Origin of the sequence: Pseudomonas sp. GV105 (assembly GCF_003058185.1) — a bacterium.
GTDB lineage: Bacteria > Pseudomonadota > Gammaproteobacteria > Pseudomonadales > Pseudomonadaceae > Aquipseudomonas > Aquipseudomonas veronii.
On record NZ_QBUF01000035.1, the window covers coordinates 1 to 1,664 of the forward strand.

At 63.8% G+C, this 1,664-nt stretch carries 1 protein-coding gene; it reads left to right on the top strand.

All coding sequences use genetic code 11. The annotated features are described in order from the left end of the window. On the top strand, window positions 1-1,664 hold a 1,664-nt coding region (locus C8K66_RS30465; protein ID WP_178087559.1), incomplete at both ends, for a type VI secretion system Vgr family protein.

Sequence of the window (1,664 nt, forward strand, 5' to 3'; positions counted from 1 at the left end):
CCCTTCACCTATCGCGTGGAATTCACCAGCACCGAACGTGACCTCGCCGCCGAAACCCTGCTTGGCCAGGACGCCCGTTTCAGCCTGCACGCCGCCCCGCAAAAACCACCGGCCTCAGGCTTCAACGCGCCCGCGGTCAAACCGCTGCGCACCTTGCACGGCGTGGTCACCGGCTTCAAGCGCCAATCCGGCTCGAACGACCAGGCCCGTTATGAAATCACTCTGCAGCCGCGCCTGGCTCTGCTCGGCCAAGGCAGACAATTTCGCATCTACCAGCATCAATCCGTGCCGCAGATCGTCGAAAGCATCCTGCGCAGCCGCCACGACTTTGAAGGCCAGGACTTTCTGTTCAGCCTGAAACGCGACTACCCCAGGCGCGAGCAGGTCATGCAATACGGCGAAAGCGACCTGGCCTTCATCGAGCGCCTGCTCGCCGACGTCGGCATCTGGTACCGCTTCACCAGCGACGAACGCCTGGGTATCGATGTGGTCGAGTTCTGCGACGATCAGCGCCTCTACCAGTTCGACATCGCGCTGCCGTATCGCCCGCAATCCGGGCTGGGCAGCAGCGGGCAGGACGCGGTGTGGCACCTGCAATCGAACCACCGGGTGGTCGAACAACAGGTGCATATCCGCGCCTACCACCCCCGCGACGCCGGCGCCCACCTGAGCGGCGAGATCGACCAGAGCCGCGGCGCCAGCGGCACCTACGGCGAGGCCTACCACTACGCCGAGCCCTACACGGCCCTCGGCGACCGGCTGGATCAGGACGAAGACCTGCTCAGTGAAAGCGGCTACTTCTACGCACGCCTGCGCCACGAGCGTTACCTCAACGCCCAGACCCAACTCAGCGGCATCACCAGCAGCGCCACGTTGGCGCCGGGGCAGGTGCTGCACATCTCCGGCGGCGCGCCCCAAGCCTTCACACCGGGCGCGGTGATCACCGGCCTGACCACCACCGCCGCCCGCGACAGCAGCTTGGTCGCGACCTTCCAGGCCATACCCTATTCAGACACCGTGTGCTTTCGCCCCGCACTGCAGCCCAAACCCCAAATCGCCGGCACCGTCCCGGCCCGCGTCACCAGCCCACAGGCCAACGACCCCTACGGCCACATCGACCTCGAAGGGCGCTACCGGGTCAACTTCCTGTTCGACCGCGACACCTGGAAACCCGGCGAAGAAAGCCTATGGCTACGCCTGGCCCGCCCCTACGCCGGAGATACCCACGGCCTGCACCTGCCGTTGATTGCAGGGACCGAAGTGGCGATTGCGTTCGAGCAGGGCGACCCAGACCGGCCCTACATCGCGCACGCGTTGCACGATAGCCAGCATGTCGATCATGTGACCTTGCGTAACTACAAACGCAACGTGCTGCGTACCCCGGCGAACAACAAGCTGCGGATGGATGACACGCGGGGGCGGGAGCACGTCAAGGTCAGTACTGAGCACAGTGGTAAGAGCCAGCTGAATCTTGGGCATTTGGTGGATGGTCAGCGTAAAAAACGTGGGGAAGGGTTTGAGCTACGTACAGATGCTTGGGGGAGCATTCGTGGGGGGAAAGGTTTGTTTATCAGTGCGGATATACAGGCCAAGGCTTCTGGTGATGTGCTCACCATGGCGCCAGCCACCGATCTGGTCGCGGGAGCCACACAACAAATCGCTGA